Origin of the sequence: Ochrobactrum teleogrylli (assembly GCF_037482325.1) — a bacterium.
GTDB lineage: Bacteria > Pseudomonadota > Alphaproteobacteria > Rhizobiales > Rhizobiaceae > Brucella > Brucella teleogrylli.
In genome coordinates this window covers 3,292,252-3,311,481 of record NZ_JBBHKQ010000001.1, presented here as the reverse complement: position 1 = coordinate 3,311,481, position 19,230 = coordinate 3,292,252, and the positions used below count along the sequence as shown (strand labels likewise).

Sequence of the window (19,230 nt, the reverse complement as noted above, 5' to 3'; positions counted from 1 at the left end):
GGATTTTTTTCGATAGTCGCAGCGATTTGTCATCGAAAGAAATGTCTGATCTGCTAGTTTGGCGCGCATTGCCATCATGACAGGAGTATCCGACGTGACTGCAAAGCAGGATCGGTCGAGCAAAGTTAAGAATTCCAAGGCAAGCAAAGAGGACAAAAAGGGAGGGAAGCCCAAGGCGCTGGCAGCCTTCTCACAGCTTCTCTTCGAGTGGGCACCGCCAGAAGATATGGCAGCTTACGACGCCGAAGCGCTCGACAGTTCAGCCCGTCATGGCTATGCGGCTCTCGAATCCTACCGCAAGGGCAAAAGCATCATCAGCGTCGATAATGGTATCGAACGCCATGGTCGCCCGGTGAGCGTCATCACCATCGTCAACGACAATATGCCGTTCCTGCTCGATTCCATTCTGGGCGAGCTGAACAATCACGTCGGCCAGATTTTCATGGTCGTGCACCCGGTTCTCGATGTTACCCGGGAAAAGGATGGGCTGGTTATTCTCGGCGAAGCATCGCAGCTCGCACCTGCCAAGGGCGTTGAGCGCGTCAGCCTTGTACAGATTCATCTGCCAGCGCTCGGCAAGCAGGCCAAGGCCGACCTGACGGACGGGCTCAAGCGCGTTCTCGGACAGGTGCGTTTTGCCGTCGGCGACTGGAAGCCGATGCTGAAGCGTCTCGATGACGCCATCGCAGATTACAAGCGCGCTTATGAGCTGAACGGCAATGCCGCCATGCCGGAAGCCATCGCCTTCCTCGAATGGCTGCGCGACGATCATTTCATCTTCCTCGGCATGCGTGAGCTTGCTTTTGAAGGTTCGGGCAAGAAGCGCAGCCTCGTCGCCGTCAAGGAGCCGCTGGGCGTCCTTGGCGACAATGAAGTGCGCGTGCTGCGCAAGGATGACGACGATACCGTCACGCCGCGCGAGGTTACCGAATTCCTCGACAGCAATGAGCCGCTGATCGTCACCAAGGCGAATACGCTGTCGCTGGTGCATCGCCGCTCCTATCTCGACTATATCGGCGTGAAGATTTTCGGACCGAAGGGCGAAGCCATTGGCGAACTGCGCCTCGTCGGCCTGTTCACCTCGGTCGCCTATATAAGCTCGGTGGCCAGCATCCCGTTCATTCGCTCGAAGGCCGATGCAGTGATCAAGCATCTGGGCTTCAACCGGGAAGACCATTCCGGCAAGGCGCTGATCAACGTGCTGGAAGAATATCCGCGCGACGAGCTTTTCCAGATCGACACGGAAAGCCTGACGGCCAATGCCGAACTCATCCTCGCGCTGGGCGAGCGTCCGCGTGTGCGCGCCATTCCGCGCCTCGACCGTTTTGGCCGTTTCGCGACCGTGCTGGTCTATATACCGCGCGACCGTTACGACTCGGTCGTACGTGAAAAGATCGGTCGCTATCTCGTCGACGTCTATGGCGGCGACAGCTTTGAATTCCATCCGGTCTTCCTTCAAAACGGCCTGACGCGCGTTCAGTTCGTCATTCGCCGTCACGAACGCTCCACGCCGCATGTGGATCGCGAAGCGCTGGAGGCGGAAGTGCGTTCCATCGTCCGCACCTGGGAAGATGCGGTGCGTGAAAGCGTGGAAAACGCCGATGCTGGTGTCGTGGCGCTGGCCGCGAGCTTCCCGCCATCCTATCGCGAAATCTTCACCGCACCGGAAGCGCTGGTCGATGCGGAGCGCATTGCGGGTCTCAGCCCGGAAGCACCGCTTTTCGTGGATTTCTACCGTTATCGCACCGATGGACCGGATGCGGTTTCGCTAAAACTTTATCATCACGGCGCGCCGGTGGTGCTGTCGCAGCGCGTTCCGCTTCTGGAAAATATGGGCTTCCGCGTCGTCAGCGAACAGACCATTGATCTGCCGCATGCCGGTCAAGATGGTGCGCCGGTCTATGTGCACGACATGCAGCTTGTGAACGCCTATGGCGCACCGGTCGATCTTTCCGATGACGGCGAAATGCTGGAAGACGTGTTCCGCACTGTCTGGGACGGCTTTGCCGACAACGACGGCTATAATGCGCTGGTGCAGACGGCCCGCCTCACCGCACGCCAGATCATGATTCTGCGCTCCTATGGCCGTTATCTGCAGCAGGCGGGTATCGCCTATTCGCAGGGCTTCATCGCCGCCGCCCTCAACCGGTATCCGGAAATCGCCAGCGATCTCTATTCGCTGTTCGATTTGCGCTTCAACCCATCGGCCAAGCGCCGTGACGCAGCGGAAAAGAAGCTGATCGACGCCATCGAAACCGCCCTTCTCGGTGTGCCGAGCATCGACGACGACCAGATCCTGCGCCGGTTCCGCAACCTGATCGAAGCGACGCTGCGCACCAACGCCTATACGCTGGATGCCGAAGGCAAGCCACGTGTCACCTTCGCCTTCAAGCTCAATCCGCGGCTGGTCGATGGACTGCCCGATCCGCGCCCGTATCGCGAAATTTTCGTCTACGGCCCGGAAGTCGAAGGCGTGCATTTGCGTTTCGGCGCGGTCGCCCGTGGCGGTTTGCGCTGGTCGGATCGCGCGCAGGATTACCGCACCGAAGTGCTGGGTCTCGTCAAGGCGCAGCAGGTCAAGAATGCGGTGATCGTGCCGGTCGGCGCCAAGGGCGGCTTCTATCCGAAGCGCCTGCCGGTGGGCGGCGACCGCAATGCCGTCTTCGAAGCGGGTCGCGACGCCTATAAGGTGTTCATCTCAACGCTTCTGTCGGTCACCGACAATATCCATGACAGCGCTGTGGTGCCGCCGCAAAATGTCGTGCGTCACGACAATGACGATCCTTATTTCGTTGTCGCCGCCGACAAAGGCACGGCCACCTTCTCCGATACGGCCAATGCCATCAGTCAGGCGCATGATTTCTGGCTGGACGATGCTTTCGCGTCGGGCGGCTCTGCCGGTTACGACCACAAAGGCATGGGCATCACCGCCCGTGGCGGCTGGGAAGCTGTGAAGCGGCATTTCCGTGAATTCGACATGGATATACAGACCGAGCCATTTACGGTTGTCGGCGTGGGCGACATGTCGGGCGACGTGTTCGGCAATGGCATGCTGCTTTCCGAGCAGATCAGGCTGGTGGCGGCCTTCGACCATCGCGATATCTTCATCGATCCGAACCCGGTTCCGGCGGACGGCTTTGCCGAGCGCAAGCGCCTGTTCGAACTGCCGCGCTCAAGCTGGCAGGACTATGATCGCTCGAAGCTTTCGTCGGGTGGCGGCATCTATAGCCGCAGCCAAAAGACCATCACCCTGTCTGCCGAGGCAGCGGCTGCCATCGGCCTTGCCAAGACCACCGCAACGCCGCAGGAAATCATGACGACCATCCTGAAAGCTCAGGTTGATCTCTTATGGTTCGGTGGCATCGGCACCTATATCCGCGCTTCCAGCGAAACGGATGCGCAGGTGGGCGACCGCGCCAATGACGCCATTCGCATCACCGGTTCGGATGTTCGCGCCCGTGTGATCGGCGAAGGCGCCAATCTCGGCATGACCCAGCGCGGGCGCATCGAATATGCGCTTGCAGGCGGTCGCAGCAACACTGACGCCATCGACAATTCGGCTGGCGTCAACTGCTCGGACGTCGAGGTCAATATCAAGATTGCTCTGGCCGCAGCCATGCGTTCGGGCAAGCTCAAGCGCCCTGCCCGCAACAAGCTCTTGGTCAGCATGACCGACGATGTTTCGGAGCTCGTGCTGCGCAACAACTATCTCCAGCCGCTGGCGCTTTCTCTGAGTGAACGTCAGGGACTTGCCGAACTCCCCTACCAGGCCCGCTTCATGGCGGAACTGGAACACCGCAAACTGCTGGATCGCAAGGTCGAGTATCTGCCGTCCGACACCGTACTGGCTGATCGCCAGAAGGCAGGCCATCCACTGACCCGCCCGGAACTGGCGGTCCTACTGGCCTATGCCAAGCTGTCGCTCAGTGACGATCTGGTGGCAAGTGCGCTTCCAGACGAGCCTTACTTCCAGTCACTGCTGTTCGGCTATTTCCCGAAACGTATGGCCAAGACTTACGCAGAGGAAATCTCGGGCCACCGCCTGAAGCGGGAAATCGTTGCAACCTTGCTGGCAAATGATGTCATCAATCGCGGCGGTATCACCTTCATCAGCCGTCTGGCCGACACGACCGGCAAGTCGCCTTCGGATATTGTTCGCGCCTATATCGCGGTGCGTGACGGTTTCGAGATCGACGCAGTCTATGACGCCATCGATGCGCTCGACAATCGCGTGCCGGGCGATGTGCAGAACCAGTTCTACCATCTCGTCGGCGAAATGTTGCAGGCGACGACGGCATGGGTGCTGCGCAATGATACGACCCGCGCAAACCTCACCGAACTGGTCGGCACCATCGTCAAGGCGCGTGCCGAACTGGAACCGCGTTTCGAGGGCCTGATGCCTGAATTCCTGCGCAACACGGTGCGTGCCGACAAGGCTGCCTTCGTGGAAAAGGGCGCACCGGAAAAGCTGGCCCAGCGTCTCGCCAATCTCCAGCTTGCGGGCATCATGCCGGATATCGCGCTGATCGCGCATCTGGCGAACGCCGATCTGGTGGCAACCGCCAAGGCCTATTTCGGCGTGTCGGAAGCCTTCCGCATCGGACGCATCGAAGATGCGGCACGGTCCATCCCCGTCACCGACTATTATGACGGACTGGCCCTGTCGCGTGCGAGCGAGACCATCACGCAGGCGGCACGCGGGATCACCATCGCGGCGTTGAAGCGCTTCGCCAAGGAGAAAGACCCGGCAGCGGCGTGGCTCGATGCGGACGGCGTCCGGATCGAGCAGGTCAGAAATCGCATGGTCGCGCTCACCGAAGGCGGCGACCTCACCGTCTCGCGGCTGGCTGTCGCCGCTGGCCTGATGTCCGATCTGGCGCAGTAATCCGCGCCCGGCAATAAAAATGAAAGGGCGGCTTAAGGCCGCCCTTTTCATTTGTGAGGTTGTCGCTCGCCGTATAAGCTCCGGCCACATTCGCAAGGGAGTGGCATTTGAGCGATCTGACAGTCAGCGAACGCAGCTATGCGTCACGGCGCGGCATATGGGGCTGGATGTTGTTCGACTGGGCGGCGCAACCGTTTTTTACCGTCGTCACGACCTTTGTTTTCGGCCCCTATTTTATCTCCCGCATGGCGGCAAGCCCGGAAGCCGGGCAAGTTGCATGGGGCTATGGCATCGCGGCGGCGGGCTTTATCATCGCCATTCTGTCGCCTGTGCTCGGCGCTGTTTCCGACCGCACCGGCGCGCGCAAACCGTGGATCGGCTTCTTCGCCGTTCTGAAGATCGTCAGCCTGTCGCTCCTCTGGTTCGCGGCGCCGGGAGCAAGCCTGTTCTGGGTGCTGCTGGCCTTTGCGATCGCCTCGGTGGCAGCTGAATTTTCCATCGTCTTCAATGATTCCATGATGCCGCGTCTTGTGCCACGTGCAGATATCGGACGCATTTCCAATATCGCATGGGGGCTTGGTTATCTAGGCGGCATGATCGTGCTGGTCTTCGTGGTGCTGTTTCTGGCCGGGTCACCGCAAACCGGCAAAACGATCATCGGCGTTGATCCTCTTTTTGGCCTTGATCCGACCACCGGTGAAGACGCCCGCATCACCGGCCCGCTTACAGCGCTCTGGTATCTGATCTTTGTGCTGCCGATGTTCCTGTTCACCCCGGATTCGGCGCGCGGCGAACCTCTGCGCAAGGCGCTACGCCATGGCCTTTCTGAGCTGAAAGCCACGCTGCGCGAGGTGCGCCAGCGCTCCGGCATATTGCGCTTTCTCATTGCCCGCATGGTCTATCAGGACGGCGTCAACGCTTTGCTGGCGCTGGGCGGCGGCTATGCTGCCGCCATGTTTCACTGGTCGATTACCGAGATCGGCCTGTTCGGCATGATCCTTAATGTGATGGCGATCTTCAGCTGCCTTGTCGCCAGCCGCGTCGATTCACGTTTCGGCTCAAAAGCCGTGGTCATCGCATCGCTGATCCTGTTGCTGCTCGCCACGCTCGGCATTGTATCGACAGGGCGCGATTATACGTTCTTCGGGCTGCTACCCTTTGCGGAAAGCACCGCGCAGGGGCTTTTTTCGACGCCTGCCGAACATGCCTATCTCATCTATGGCCTGATGATCGGCGCGGCCTTCGGCCCTGTGCAGGCCTCGTCGCGCTCATGGTTTGCCCGCAGCATCGAGCCGGAAGAGTCGGGACGCTATTTCGGCATCTACGCGCTGGCGGGCCGCGCCACCAGTTTCCTCGCGCCATTTCTTGTCGCCACCGTCACCGCCATCAGCGGGTCGGCAGCCATTGGAATGGCGGTGCTGGTGATCTTCTTCGCCGCTGGTCTCTGTCTGACGAAAGCGACGCCCTATCCTGCCGACAAGGCGGCCTTATAGAGCGCCGAATTGGCCTTAATCCACCCAGTTCAGGGAGCGCTGAACCGCCTTTTCCCATGAGGCGAACAGGCGTTCACGCTCCTTCTTCGGCATCTTCGGGTGCCAGCGATGGCCGACCTGCCAGTTTTCGACAACATCTTCCATGGATTTCCAGTAGCCGACGGCAAGCCCAGCCGAGTAAGCCGCCCCCAGCGCCGTGGTTTCCACGATCTTGGGGCGGACCACCGGGACATCCAGAATATCGGCCTGAAACTGCATGACGAATTCGTTGACAGTCATGCCGCCATCGGCGCGCAGTTCACCGATCTCCACGCCAGAATCCTTCACCATGGCTTCCAGCACCTCGCGCACCTGATAGCAGCTTGCTTCCAGTGCCGCGCGGGCAATATGACCCTTATTGGCAAAGCGCGTCAGCCCGGCAATGACGCCGCGCGCAGACGATTCCCAATGCGGCGCATAAAGACCGGAAAATGCCGGGACGAAATAGACATCGCCATTATCATCGACAGTACGGGCGAGCGTTTCGATATCGCTGCTGTTGCGGATGATACCGAGATTGTCGCGCAGCCATTGCACCAGCGCGCCGGTAATGGCGATGGAGCCTTCCAGCGCATAAGACGGCGGGGCATCGCCGATCTTATAGGCAACGGTGGTCAGCAGGCCGTAATCGGACGAAACGAGCTTGTCACCCGTATTCATCAGCATGAAGCAGCCCGTGCCATAAGTGTTCTTGGCCGCGCCCGGCTCAAGACAGGCCTGACCGAACAAAGCTGCCTGCTGGTCACCCAGAATTCCCGCAAGCTGGACACCACGCAGGGACCGAACCGAAATCTCGCCATAAACCTCGCTCGATGAGCGGATTTCCGGCAGACAAGCGCGCGGAATATGGAAGAGGTCCAGAATTTCCGCATCCCATTGCAGGCTTGCAATATCCATCAGCTGCGTGCGCGAGGCATTGGTGACATCGGTAATGTGAATGCCGCCATCCGGTCCGCCGGTAAGGTTCCAGGCCAGCCATGTATCGATGGTGCCAAATAGCGCCTCACCTGCTTCGGCCTTTTGGCGCGCGCCCGGAACATTGTCGAGAATCCAGCGCAGCTTCAGTCCGGCGAAATAGGTGGTGATCGGCAGCCCCGTCCGGGCGCGAAGACGATCAGCACCGCCATTCTTCGTATATTGCGCCACCAGATCGGCGGTGCGCGTATCCATCCAGACAAGCGCATTATAAAGCGGCTGGCCGGTCGCCTTGTCCCAGAGCAGCGTCGTCTCGCGCTGGTTGGTAATGCCGATCGCGGCGATATCCGCTGCCGTCAGTTTGGCCTTCTTCAACGCTTCCGCGACGACGTGCTGCGTGTTGCGCCAGATTTCAAGCGGGCTATGCTCCACCCAGCCGGCTTTGGGATAAATCTGCTCATGCTCGCGCTGATCCATAGCGATGACATCGCCCAGTTGATCGAAAATGATGCAGCGCGTGCTGGTGGTTCCCTGATCGATGGAGCCGATAAATTGCTTGGTACTCACAGTATCCTCCCGTTCGAATATGTTTGTGTAAAATGCTTTTAGTTTACATCAGGTATGAAAAAGCTTGCTATGCCTCCGCGTCCTCCCCTGATGCAAAGCAGCTCCCGTATTTACGTGAGCGCTCATAAACGAATTTAAAACGAAATAATTCGAAACTCAATGAAAACAAAAAGCCCCGAAAATTTTCGTTTCGGGGCTCTTTTTCAGATTTCTAAGTCGATGAATTAATGACGGAAATGGCGCATTCCGGTCATGACCATGGCGATGCCATGCTCGTCGGCAGCAGCGATCACTTCTTCGTCACGCATGGAGCCGCCCGGCTGAATAACCGCCGTAGCGCCTGCCTGAACGGCAGAAAGCAGACCATCCGCAAACGGGAAGAATGCGTCAGAGGCAACCACGCAACCCTTGGTCAGCGGCTCTGCCAGACCGGCGGCTTCGGCTGCATCTTCCGCCTTGCGGGCAGCGATACGCGCCGAGTCGACGCGGCTCATCTGGCCAGCTCCGATACCAACGGTTGCGCCGTCCTTCACATAGACGATGGCGTTCGACTTGACGTGCTTGGCAATGCGGAAGGCGAACTTCATATCGTTCAGTTCGGCTTCGCTCGGGCTGCGCTTGGTCACGACTTTGAGGTCGAGATCATCGACGACGCCATTGTCGCGCGACTGAACCAGCAAGCCGCCGGCAACCGTTTTCGCGGCAATGCCTTTGGCGCGCGGGTCAGGAAGACCGCCCGTCACCAGAAGACGCAGGTTCTTCTTGGCGGCGACGATGGCCTGCGCGCCCGGCGTTGCATCGGGAGCGATGATGACTTCCGTGAAAATCTTGACGATTTCCTCGGCGGCTTCTTCATCCAGCGTCTTGTTGAGCGCAACAATGCCGCCGAACGCCGAAACCGGATCGCAGGCCAGCGCCTTCAGATAGGCTTGCTTGATCGATGCGCCTTCCGCCACGCCGCACGGATTGGCGTGCTTGATGATGGCGACGGCAGCCGTGCGCGCCGGATCGAACTCGGCGACGAGCTCGAAAGCCGCATCGGTGTCGTTGATGTTGTTGTAGGAAAGCTGCTTGCCCTGAAGCTGCGTGGCCGTGGCAACGCCCGGGCGCTTTTCGCCGGAGAGATAGAAGCCTGCCGTCTGGTGCGGGTTTTCACCATAGCGCATGACCGAATGCAGCTTGCCCGCAACCGAGCGCCAGATTGGCGTTTCTTCTTCGATGGCTTCGGCGAACCAGTTGGAAATCGCCGCGTCATAAGCTGCGGTGCGCGAGAAAGCCTTGGCGGCCAGCTTCTTGCGGAAAGCGAGCGGCAGCGAACCGGCATGCTTTTCAAGCTCGGTGACCACTTCGGCATAATCGGCCGGATCGACAACGGTGGCGACATAGGCGTGGTTCTTGGCCGAAGCGCGGATCATGGCCGGGCCGCCGATGTCGATGTTTTCGACGGTCGTGTCGTAATCGCCGCCCTGGAAGCGCACTTCCTCGAACGGATAGAGATTGATCACGGCAAGATCGATACCACCGATCTTGTGCTCTTCCATTGCGGCAACGTGTTCCGGGTCGTTGCGCACGGCGAGCAGGCCGCCATGGACTGCCGGATGCAGCGACTTCACGCGCCCGTCCATGATTTCAGGAAAGCCGGTGATTTCGGAAACGTCGCGCACCGGAATGCCTTCCGCCGCAATGGACTTGGCAGTGCCGCCGGTCGAGAGGATTTCGACGCCATGCGCACGGAGCGCCTTGGCGAATTCAATCAGGCCGGTTTTGTCGGAAACGGAAAGGAGGGCGCGGCGCACCCGATGAAGATCGGGAGCGGGAATATGCTTGGAGCTGACAGCCATAGGAAACGGTCTCTTCGTTGCTGAAGCGTTTTGCGTTCAGGAAAGGGGACAGCGTCGCCGTAGCACAGTCGGACGAGGAATCCTACCGCAAAACACTGGAAACCACCGGCGAAAGAAAAACCCCGCCGTGAAGGCGGGGTTTCATTTGGGAGGTAATGGTTTATTTCATCGTCGGGATGACGAATTTTGCCCCGTCTTTAACCCACGCCGCGCGCCCGCAGCGAAGCGAGGACGCGCAAACGTAAAAAATCGTCTGGGGTTATTTCATCGTCGGGATGACGAACTCTGCCCCATCCTTAACCCCAGACGGCCAGCGCGAGGTGACGGTCTTGGTCTTGGTGTAGAAGCGGAATGCATCCGGGCCGTGCTGGTTGAGATCGCCGAAACCGGAAGCCTTCCAGCCACCGAAGGTGTAATAAGCGATCGGAACCGGGATCGGCACATTGATACCGACCATACCAACCTGCACGCGGCTTGCGAAATCGCGGGCCGCATCGCCGTCGCGGGTGAAGATGGCGACGCCGTTGCCATATTCATGATCGTTCGGCAGTGCGAGCGCTTCCTCGTAATTCTTGGCGCGGACAACGGAGAGAACCGGGCCGAAAATCTCTTCCTTATAGATGCGCATGTCGCGCGTCACATTGTCGAACAGGCAGCCGCCCATGTAGAAGCCATTTTCATAGCCCTGCATCTTGAAGTTACGGCCATCGACAACCAGCTTCGCGCCTTCTTCGACACCGAGATCGACATAGCCGCGAATGCGGTCAAGGGCAGCCTGCGTGACGACCGGGCCGTAATCGGCGGAATTGTCGGTGGACGGGCCGATCTTGAGCGATTCAACCCGAGGGATGAGCTTTTCCATCAGGCGGTTGGCGGTGTCTTCACCGACCGGCACAGCAACCGAAATTGCCATGCAGCGTTCGCCTGCCGAGCCGTAACCAGCGCCGATAAGCGCATCGACGGTCTGGTCCATATCAGCATCAGGCATGATGAGCATGTGGTTCTTGGCGCCGCCGAAGCACTGAACGCGCTTGCCGTTCGAGCAGCCGCGACCGTAGATGTACTGGGCAATCGGCGTGGAGCCGACGAAGCCGATGGCCTGAACATCCGGATCGTCGAGCAGCGCATCGACCGCATCCTTGTCGCCATTGACGACGTTAAAGATGCCAGCAGGCAGACCAGCTTCCATGAACAGTTCAGCCAGACGCATCGGGACGCCCGGATCGCGCTCGGACGGCTTCAGAACAAAGGCATTGCCGCAGGCAATCGCTGGACCAGCCTTCCAGAGCGGGATCATGGCCGGGAAGTTGAACGGGGTGATACCGGCAACAACGCCGAGCGGCTGACGCATGGAATAGGTGTCGATGCCCGTACCGGCATTGTCGGTGAACTCGCCCTTCAGCATATGCGCAGAGCCGAGGCAGACTTCCACAACTTCAAGACCGCGCTGAATGTCGCCCTTGGCATCGGCAATCGTCTTGCCATGCTCGCGCGCCAGAAGTTCGGCCAGGCTGTCATATTCAGCTTCGACGAGTTCGAGGAACTTGCGCAGGATGCGGACGCGGCGCTGCGGGTTCGTCGCGGCCCATGCAGGCTGGGCAGCCTTGGCGTTTTCAACGGCAGCGCGCACTTCATCCGTGGTCGCAAGCGCCACCTTGGCCTGAACCGTGCCGTCGAGCGGCTGGAAAACGTCGGCGGTGCGACCGCTATTACCGGCAACATGCTTGCCGCCGATGAAATGTCCGATATTGCGCATCGAGAAACCTCCCTGTTTACCGTTTATGAGGACTCGCATCGTCCCCATCGTTATCCCTATCTTGACTCTGCAAATTCGTGATTGCAAGACGCTGAAAAGCGTATCCGTTGTGCATTTTTTATAGTACTCCTACATCATGAACTGGGATGACATTCGAATATTCCTCGCGGTGGCGCGTTCGGGCCAGATTTTGGGCGCAGCCAAGCGGCTTGGTCTGAACCACACCACCGTGGCGCGACGGCTGACGGCGCTCGAAACCGCGCTCTCCACCACACTTTTGACGCGGCGCACCAATGGCTCGACGCTAACACAAGCAGGCGAGGAGTTTTTGCTCGCCGCCGAGCGCATGGAAGCGGAAATGCTCTCCGCCCGCGCGCAGGTCGGCAATGCCGATGTCGCGGTTTCGGGCACGGTGCGCATCGGCGCGCCGGATGGTTTCGGCGTGACCTTTCTGGCGCCACGCCTTGCCCGCCTGACACAGCAATATCCAGACCTCACCATCCAGCTGGTGCCGGTGCCGCGGTCCTTCTCGCTGTCCCGGCGCGAAGCGGATATCGCCATCACCGTTGAACGCCCGGATCAGGGGCGGCTTATCGCGCGCAGGCTGGTCGATTATACGCTCGGCCTCTATGCCCATCGCAGCTATCTGGAAGCCAATGGCACGCCGGAAACTGCCGAGGACCTTAGCCACCATCGCATGATCAGCTATGTGGAAGATCTGGTCATCAACCCGTCGCTCGCCTATGCGCCGGAAATCAGTCGCGACTGGAAACCGGCTTTTGAAGTGTCGAGCGCGCTGGGCCAGGTGGAAGCGGTGCGCGCAGGTGCGGGCATCGGCATATTGCATGCCTTCATCGCGCGCGCCGATCCCGATCTGGTGCCGGTTCTGCCGGACCGGGTCATCCGCCGCGCCTATTGGCTGGCCTATCATGAATCCGCCCGAACGCTGCGCCGTGTGACGGCGGTATCGGCCTTGATCTCGGAACTGGTCGAAAGCGAAAAATCGCTATTCACTTGAGTTTGACATAAGCAACCATCACACCGACAATCATCACGACCGGCACGAACAAGGCGTCGAGGCCGATATAGTACTGGCCCAACCCGCCTCCCACCGCGCCCAGCATCAGCGCCAGCCACACGGCGGCGTGCTGCGCCCAGCGCCATTTCGGCACTTCGCCGCGAAATGCACCGGCGAGGTCTGCGGCAGCATTGAATAGCGTTCCCGTGACATAAGTAACGCCAAGACGCGCCGCGCCGATCGGCTGCACGGCGGCATTCTGCGCGCCCATGGCGGCGGCAAGCAGCAGCACCGGCTGGACGAGCATGGCCCCATCGCGCCGCAGGATACTGACTAGCACGAGCATCACTACCACGCTTGCCATGACATAAAGGCTACCCCAGCGACCATAGGCGCGCACGGCAAGCGTGCCCAGAAACGCGCCGCTGAAGAACAGGACGATCAGCACGGCGGGAAACCAGACCAGCACCGTCCCCTGCACGCCGGGTTGACCGGCAAGCGCGACGCCGAGTTGGGTGGTGTTGCCGCTCATGAAGGAAGCGAAGAAGCCGCCCAGTTGCAGGAAGGCTATTGCATCAACGAAACCAGCCGATGCGGTGAGAACCAGACCGAGCGACAGTTTGGAATTCGGTGTCATGTCACGGAACTTCGGGAATGGAACGACCCGGCTTCAACAAGCCGGGCCTTGCAGAACATGCTGACACTCTAGACGCGTTTGACGATGCGCAGAATGATCAGAAGTATCGCCGCGCCAATGAATGCATTGATGATCGAGGCAATAATACCGCCGCCGACCGAAAAGCCGAGGCGCGGCAAAAGCCAGCCCGCGAAGAACGCGCCAATCACGCCGACAATGATATTGCCGATCATGCCGAAACCGCCGCCCTGCACAACCTTACCGGCCAGCCAGCCCGCGACGAGGCCAACAAAAAGAAATACGATCAGACTTCCAACATCCATGCGCTTTTCTCCCTCCAGAGCACATCCCGAAAAGTGTGAAACGGTTTTCGGGCGAGATGTGCGTCAAAACAAACAGTTAGAGCGCCGTCACCCGGCGCAACTGAAGTGAGTTGACAATATGTTGGTCCAACGCACAAGAGGGGTGCGCAAATTTGAGCGCATCCTGAAATCTCTTCGGGAGGCGCCCCAAAATCACGGCGCGAGATGCCGGAAAGCAGCGACAACTTCCTCGTAGACCTTGCGCTTGAACGGCACGATCAGATCAGGCAATTGCTGCATCGGCTTCCAGTCCCAGCTGTCGAATTCAGCCGTATGGCCACCGGGCGGCGGATTGATCGCGATCTCGTTTTCATCGCCCTCGAAACGATAGGCAAACCACTTCTGCGTCTGGCCGCGATATTTGCCCTTGAGCGCCTGACCGACCAGATGCCGTGGCAGATCATAATTGATCCAGTCCGGCGCTTCTGCAAGCAGCGAGACCGACTTCATGCCGGTTTCTTCATAAAGCTCGCGCAATGCAGCTTCGACCGGGTCCTCGCCCTTGTCGATACCCCCCTGCGGCATCTGCCAGAGCTGCGTCGCGCCATCCATCTCATCGCCCGGAATGACGATGCGATGACCTGCCCAGACCAGACCGGCCTTGTTCAACACCATCAGCCCGACACAGGGGCGATAGGGCAAGCTTTCAGGATCGACCGGACCTTTATGCTTCGACATGACATTCTCCGTGATATGTAAGTTTTACTGACGTTCCGGGTCACGGACCAGCGCCGAAACCGGAACGATTTCGATGCCGCGTTTCTTGACCTCGTTGGCCCAATCCCGCACCGCATCGACGGTCACGCCAAAAGCGGAGCCGGTGCCAATCGCGCTGCCATTGGCGCGTGCAATGCGTTCCAGCTCTTCGAGACGGTCAAGCACCGCCGAGCGGTCCTGTGACGCGTCGATCAGCACATCGGCAGCAGCAAATGGTACGGCGTCCTTTTGTGCGATCCGGTCGGCCTGACTACGCGCCGAAGTGCCGTCATCCAGATAATAAAGTCCGCGCCTGCCAATCTCGCCCAGCACCGGCGCGAATGCATCCGCCTCGCCAGTAAAGCGCGCGCCCATATAATTCATCACCCCGGCATAATTGGTCATGCGCGACAAGGCCCACAAAAGCGACGTCTGGTTTTTGGCGGCCCCGTCATCCACCGTCAGCGTATTGCGCCCCGGATTGATGCGCGGGTAATCGAATGGCTCCATCGGCAATTGCAGCAACAGCTCGTGGCCGTTCTGGCGCGCCGCCTGCATCCAGCGCTGCAGACTGTTGCCCTGCGGCGCAAAGGCCAGTGTCACTTCCGATGGCAGCTTTTCTACAGCTTCCATGCTACCGGTCTGTGACAGGCCAAGCCCGCCAATAACCAGCGCAATCCTTGCGCCCCGCGCACCCGACCAGCCCACCGCATAGGCATCCATCGGGCGCAAACCATCTGCCCCTCGCACCGGCAATGGTCCGGTCGGGCTTTGCTCGACCAGCGCCTTTTCCGGGAGATGCGCGACCCGCTGGTCCTGCCCTGCCTTGTGCTGGTTCTGCACGACGACGACATTGCCATCTGCCGTCCCGGCAGTGACATTGGGCATATCAGGCGTGACCTTGATGATTGCCGGGCCGGTTTGCTGCCCCCCGGATCCGCGCAGCGCGGTGCCCGGCGCGGGTGTGTTACCGGTCGCAGTCGATGCCTGCTGCCCAGTTTTGACCGCGGCGTCGGGCGGCGTTTGCGCCTCGGCAATTGCCGCCTTTTCAGGTTTGCGAAAAGCATCGCGGTTGGTCTGCCAGACGGTGAACATCATACCGCCTGCGACACCCATTACGACTGCCGCGCCCAAGCCGAGCAAAGACCAACGAAAAGCGCGGGAGCGTTCGCCCCCGCGCTTTCGCGGTTTCTTATCCAGTCCTAACGGGCTGTTCAGATCCAGCATGGAACGATCAGTTCAGCACGCCCTTCTTCGGATCCGGCGGGAATGCGGCATTCGCCACTTCACCACGCAGAAGCTTCAGAGCTTCGTTGAGCTGGATGTCATCCTTCGGATCGGCAGGAACATAGGCCGACGAACCGGAGCCATTGTCATCTTCGGCATTACCCTTGATGTGGCCCTTGAGTTCGGATTCGCCGCGAACGACGTCCTCACCCTTTAGTTCCGGCGGCAATGGCTGTTCCACCTTGATGTCCGGCGTGATGCCCTTGCCCTGGATCGACTTGCCCGATGGCGTGTAATAAAGCGCCGTGGTCAGACGCAGTGATCCGTTTTCGCCAAGCGGGATGATGGTCTGCACCGAGCCTTTGCCGAAGGACTGTGTGCCAAGCACCGTCGCGCGGCGGTGGTCCTGAAGAGCGCCCGCAACGATTTCCGAAGCGCTGGCCGAACCGCCATTGATCAGCACGATCACCGGCTTGCCGTCGGTCAGATCACCCTTGCGGGCGTCAAAGCGCGTCACGTCCTGCGGATCGCGGCCACGAGTCGAAACCACTTCGCCCTTGTCGAGGAAAGCGTCGGAAACAGCCACGGCCTGATCGAGCAGACCACCCGGATTGAGGCGCAGATCAAGCACGAAGCCCTTCAGCTTGTCGCCCGGGATCTTGCTCTGGATATCCTTGATCGCCTTGCCGAGATCTTCAGCGGTCTGTTCGGTGAACGAAATCACGCGCACATAACCGACATCGTTTTCGACACGGTAACGAACGGCCTTCACCTTGATGACGGCGCGCGCAATCTTGAGCGTGATCGGCTTGTCGACGCCCTGACGCATGAGCGTCAGTTCAATCGAGGACCCGATTTCACCGCGCATCTTGTCGACCGCATCGCTGAGGCTGAGGCCCCGCACTTCCTGACCATCGATCTTGGTGATGAGATCGCCCGCGAGAACACCGGCCTTCGAGGCGGGCGTATCGTCGATCGGCGCAATCACCTTCACCAGATCATTGTCCATGGTGACTTCAATGCCGAGGCCGCCGAATTCACCCTTGGTCTGCACGCGCATATCCTGCGCGGCTTCCGGATTGAGATAGGACGAATGCGGATCAAGCGAGGTCAGCATGCCGTTGATGGCGCTTTCCGTCAGCTTCTTGTCATCTGGCGGCGTCACATATTGCGCGCGCACACGTTCGAAAATATCGCCGAAGAGCGCCAGGTCTTTGTAGACGTCAGCATCCTTGGCGGCTGCGAAAGCCGTCGAAGCTGGAGCGCCCTGCACCATCACCATGGCGGAAGCTCCCATCAGGGCTCCGGCGAACAGCAGCGACAGTTTACGTATCATTTTTACGTCCTTCCAGAAAGCCGCTCGGTCCACCATGGGGCCGGATCGACGGGTTTTCCATCTTTTCGAAACTCAATGTAAAGCAACGGCGCACCATTGCCCACCTCTATCGGCGCAACACTCGCGAGAAGTTTATCGCCCATCGCCGCGACCGGCTCGCCCGCCAGTACAAACTGGCCTTGCGCCACATCGATTCGCCCCATGCCTGCCATCACGATATGATATCCATTGCCAGCATCGAGGATCAAGAGTTGCCCGTAAGATCTGAACGGTCCCGCATAAAGTACAACGCCATCGGAAGGTGACGTAATCGTGGCAGAAGGCAAGGTTTCCAGCACCTGCCCCATCATCGCGCCGCCAGCACCGTCCTTGTCGCCGAAGCGGCGTGCAGTTTTGCCCGCCGCCGGGAGTACCAGTTTTCCCTGTAGGGAAGCGAAATTCGTCTGCGCACGCAGGTGATTGTCATCGGGCGTTGCCTCGCCTGCGCGCTCCCGCGCCGACGCCAGACGCTCGGCCTCCGCCTTGCGCGCCGCATCGGCGGCGTCACGCACGCCCGCCATCTGCTTGTCAAGCGTATCGATCAGTTCCTTGAGGCTGCCCGCCTTCGCCGCCAGTTCTGCCGAGCGCTTGCGCTGCGCTTCCATTTCCTGTTCCGACTGCGCCTGCAGCTTCTTCTTTTCTTCAAGCAAAAGCGACTGGCGCTTCTGCTCCTCAGCCTGCGTGGTGCGGGTCTGTTGCAACTTTTCGCGCTCCTGCGTGATGGAGGCGGTGACCGTCTGCATATCCTTCAAATCGCCGGTCAGCTCTTCCACCTGCCCGCGCATTTCCGGCACCACCGCGCCAAGCAGCACGGCGCTGCGCACCGATGCAAGCGCATCGTCGGGCCGGACGAGAATGGCAGGCGGCGGATTGAGCCCCATACGCTGCAAGGCTGCCAGCACTTCGGCCAGCACCCCGCGCCGCGCCCGCAACGATGTGCGAATACCGGCCTCCTGCTCGTGCAGGGAGACCAGCTTTTCGGCAATATCGGCAATGTCGTGCTGTAATTTCTTGTCGGTCTTGGCCGACTGGATCAGGGCGGCGGTGATCGTGTCCTGATCCTTCTTGAGGCTCGCAACCTCGCTTTCCAGCTGCTTGAGCTTGTCTCCGGTCACAGTCAGTTCACTGGTCAGCTGCTCATATTCGCCTGCCGCCTGATCGCGCTGCTGCTGCAAGGCATCCTGCGCAATGCCGGACAGAGGATACCCAATCATGCCAATAACAGTGAAGGTCGTAAACAAGCCCACCCGCGTTAGAGCGAGCAGCCGGAGCTTGCTGGGAAGAAGTACAGGACTCATGCGTGTTCTATCGGGACGAAACAAGGCCAAATTCAGAGCCGAAAACGGTATCGGGACCAACCTATCCCGATACCGTTAACGAAACATCAACCATAAGCCCGATGATCGCAAACCCTGATTACCAAAAAAGAGTTCGTTTCCAGAACGACATCAAGCAGCCATCAATCCCAGCTCGACTTTTCTGCGCCGCATCATTTCGCGCATGGAAGCCGTGCGATGGCTCGCCTTTTCGTCAACCATTTCGGTTTTTTGCCAGATGCCGTATTGCTGCCGGAAATAATCGATCACCAGCAGGTCCGCATCCACGCGATCCTGTCCGTCTTCGACATGGTTCAGCAGCGCGCTCACGCCGCTTCCCTTACCCTCGGCGCGGCGGCTGTTTTCACCGATCATCCAGATGGGAATGCCGCGTCTTTCCAGATGGCCGGAAATCCAGGGATCATCCACGGTCCACATGATGTCGGGAATATCGTAGAACAATTCATCGAACCAATCGGGATGAACGAGAACGCCAGCGAAGCCGGAAATCTGATCCACATAGCCCGGCGTGCTCAGGTCCGGCTTGTGCAAAAACAGCGAAGCAATGCGCTTCATTCTGTATTTGCCGTCCTTGACCCTCCAGCGACTGCGCGGAAGCCGGTCGGCAGGCCTGCCTGCATCCGCAATGTCGGGAAATGTTTCACCGACTTCAACAATGCAATGACCCGGCTTGCGCTCAGCTTCCGTCTTGAAGCGCCGGTGCCAGTCGGCATCGTAAATCTTGTCGTCGTCGCAGAACAGGATATCCACGTCCCGCCCCTTGAGATCACGGGCAGCGGGTAAAACCTTGGTCGCAGGGCCGAGATCTTCGTCACAGCGGACGATCGTTATGCCCGCAGGCACTTCCGGCAACCGCCCATCCCAATCGGGAAAGCGCCTGTATGTGTGCGGTATATAAAGCCGAACTTCAGCCGCCTTCAGCCTTTGTGACAGAAGCGACAGCAGCGTTGGCTTTAAAAGGTGAAACCGGGGCGGAATGGTCGAGAGCGTGATGACGGTAGGCTTACTCATTTCCTCGTGCATTTCAGAATATTCTAATAAAAACAATAGAGTAAGACCATTAAACGCTTCTGTTTGCAGAG

At 59.5% G+C, this 19,230-nt stretch carries 13 protein-coding genes; 3 read left to right on the top strand and 10 right to left on the bottom strand.

What is annotated here, in order from left to right; all coding sequences use genetic code 11:
* Positions 1–94 precede the first annotated feature (94 nt).
* Together WIX40_RS15445 and WIX40_RS15440 are read left to right on the top strand one after the other, a co-directional pair.
* Positions 95–4,885: an NAD-glutamate dehydrogenase gene (locus tag WIX40_RS15445; protein WP_339441056.1), complete on the top strand. Its 4,791-nt coding sequence runs from the start codon at positions 95–97 to the stop codon at positions 4,883–4,885.
* A gap of 167 nt (positions 4,886–5,052) precedes the next feature.
* The gene (locus WIX40_RS15440; protein WP_371834151.1) at positions 5,053–6,378 is read left to right on the top strand and encodes an MFS transporter; all 1,326 of its coding nucleotides are present in this window, start codon (positions 5,053–5,055) and stop codon (positions 6,376–6,378) included.
* A 15-nt stretch (positions 6,379–6,393) separates the two neighbouring features.
* On the opposite strand, the gene glpK is transcribed toward WIX40_RS15440, so the two are convergent.
* The 3 genes from glpK to WIX40_RS15425 all read right to left on the bottom strand — a co-directional run bounded on the left by glpK (position 6,394) and on the right by WIX40_RS15425 (position 11,496).
* Positions 6,394–7,899 carry a glycerol kinase GlpK gene (gene glpK / locus WIX40_RS15435; protein ID WP_109369842.1) on the bottom strand — a complete coding sequence of 502 codons (1,506 nt, stop codon included), beginning with the start codon at positions 7,897–7,899 and terminating at the stop codon, positions 6,394–6,396.
* Between the two features lie 224 nt (positions 7,900–8,123).
* Positions 8,124–9,740, bottom strand: a complete 1,617-nt coding sequence (purH, locus tag WIX40_RS15430) for a bifunctional phosphoribosylaminoimidazolecarboxamide formyltransferase/IMP cyclohydrolase (protein ID WP_339440535.1) — start codon at positions 9,738–9,740, stop codon at positions 8,124–8,126.
* Positions 9,741–9,999: 259 nt separating this feature from the next.
* Positions 10,000–11,496: a CoA-acylating methylmalonate-semialdehyde dehydrogenase gene (locus WIX40_RS15425; RefSeq protein ID WP_339440534.1), complete on the bottom strand. Its 1,497-nt coding sequence runs from the start codon at positions 11,494–11,496 to the stop codon at positions 10,000–10,002.
* Between the two features lie 136 nt (positions 11,497–11,632).
* Between WIX40_RS15425 and WIX40_RS15420 the strand changes: the two genes are divergently transcribed.
* Complete coding sequence (locus WIX40_RS15420) at positions 11,633–12,514, top strand: LysR family transcriptional regulator (protein ID WP_109369845.1); 882 nt, start codon at positions 11,633–11,635, stop codon at positions 12,512–12,514.
* On the opposite strand, the gene WIX40_RS15415 is transcribed toward WIX40_RS15420, so the two are convergent.
* From WIX40_RS15415 to WIX40_RS15385, 7 genes are all read right to left on the bottom strand, one after another.
* Complete coding sequence (locus WIX40_RS15415) at positions 12,507–13,151, bottom strand: YoaK family protein (RefSeq protein ID WP_339440531.1); 645 nt, start codon at positions 13,149–13,151, stop codon at positions 12,507–12,509. The genes WIX40_RS15420 and WIX40_RS15415 overlap by 8 nt on opposite strands.
* 68 nt (positions 13,152–13,219) lie before the next feature.
* Complete coding sequence (locus WIX40_RS15410; protein WP_078340905.1) at positions 13,220–13,474, bottom strand: GlsB/YeaQ/YmgE family stress response membrane protein; 255 nt, start codon at positions 13,472–13,474, stop codon at positions 13,220–13,222.
* Positions 13,475–13,666: 192 nt separating this feature from the next.
* Complete coding sequence (locus tag WIX40_RS15405; protein ID WP_171318687.1) at positions 13,667–14,191, bottom strand: RNA pyrophosphohydrolase; 525 nt, start codon at positions 14,189–14,191, stop codon at positions 13,667–13,669.
* A 24-nt stretch (positions 14,192–14,215) separates the two neighbouring features.
* Positions 14,216–15,436 carry a divergent polysaccharide deacetylase family protein gene (locus WIX40_RS15400; protein WP_339440527.1) on the bottom strand — a complete coding sequence of 407 codons (1,221 nt, stop codon included), beginning with the start codon at positions 15,434–15,436 and terminating at the stop codon, positions 14,216–14,218.
* 7 nt (positions 15,437–15,443) lie between these two features.
* Positions 15,444–16,772, bottom strand: a complete 1,329-nt coding sequence (locus tag WIX40_RS15395) for a S41 family peptidase (RefSeq protein WP_121538681.1) — start codon at positions 16,770–16,772, stop codon at positions 15,444–15,446.
* Positions 16,773–16,774: 2 nt separating this feature from the next.
* Complete coding sequence (locus WIX40_RS15390) at positions 16,775–18,025, bottom strand: murein hydrolase activator EnvC family protein (protein WP_339440524.1); 1,251 nt, start codon at positions 18,023–18,025, stop codon at positions 16,775–16,777.
* Positions 18,026–18,259: 234 nt separating this feature from the next.
* A complete protein-coding gene (locus WIX40_RS15385) occupies positions 18,260–19,159 on the bottom strand; it encodes a glycosyltransferase family 2 protein (protein ID WP_339440522.1) in 900 nt (299 codons plus the stop codon).
* Positions 19,160–19,230 lie beyond the last annotated feature (71 nt).

Bases quoted from the DNA above. Each gene is read 5' to 3' on its own strand.
- WIX40_RS15440 (WP_371834151.1), top strand. From the start codon at position 5,053: ATGTTGTTCGACTGGGCGGCGCAACCGTTTTTTACCGTCGTCACGACC.
- purH (WP_339440535.1), bottom strand. From the start codon at position 9,740: ATGGCTGTCAGCTCCAAGCATATTCCCGCTCCCGATCTTCATCGGGTG.
- WIX40_RS15425 (WP_339440534.1), bottom strand. From the start codon at position 11,496: ATGCGCAATATCGGACATTTCATCGGCGGCAAGCATGTTGCCGGTAAT.
- WIX40_RS15420 (WP_109369845.1), top strand. From the start codon at position 11,633: ATGAACTGGGATGACATTCGAATATTCCTCGCGGTGGCGCGTTCGGGC.
- WIX40_RS15415 (WP_339440531.1), bottom strand. From the start codon at position 13,151: ATGACACCGAATTCCAAACTGTCGCTCGGTCTGGTTCTCACCGCATCG.
- WIX40_RS15410 (WP_078340905.1), bottom strand. From the start codon at position 13,474: ATGGATGTTGGAAGTCTGATCGTATTTCTTTTTGTTGGCCTCGTCGCG.
- WIX40_RS15405 (WP_171318687.1), bottom strand. From the start codon at position 14,191: ATGTCGAAGCATAAAGGTCCGGTCGATCCTGAAAGCTTGCCCTATCGC.
- WIX40_RS15400 (WP_339440527.1), bottom strand. From the start codon at position 15,436: ATGCTGGATCTGAACAGCCCGTTAGGACTGGATAAGAAACCGCGAAAG.
- WIX40_RS15395 (WP_121538681.1), bottom strand. From the start codon at position 16,772: ATGATACGTAAACTGTCGCTGCTGTTCGCCGGAGCCCTGATGGGAGCT.
- WIX40_RS15390 (WP_339440524.1), bottom strand. From the start codon at position 18,025: ATGATTGGGTATCCTCTGTCCGGCATTGCGCAGGATGCCTTGCAGCAG.
- WIX40_RS15385 (WP_339440522.1), bottom strand. From the start codon at position 19,159: ATGAGTAAGCCTACCGTCATCACGCTCTCGACCATTCCGCCCCGGTTT.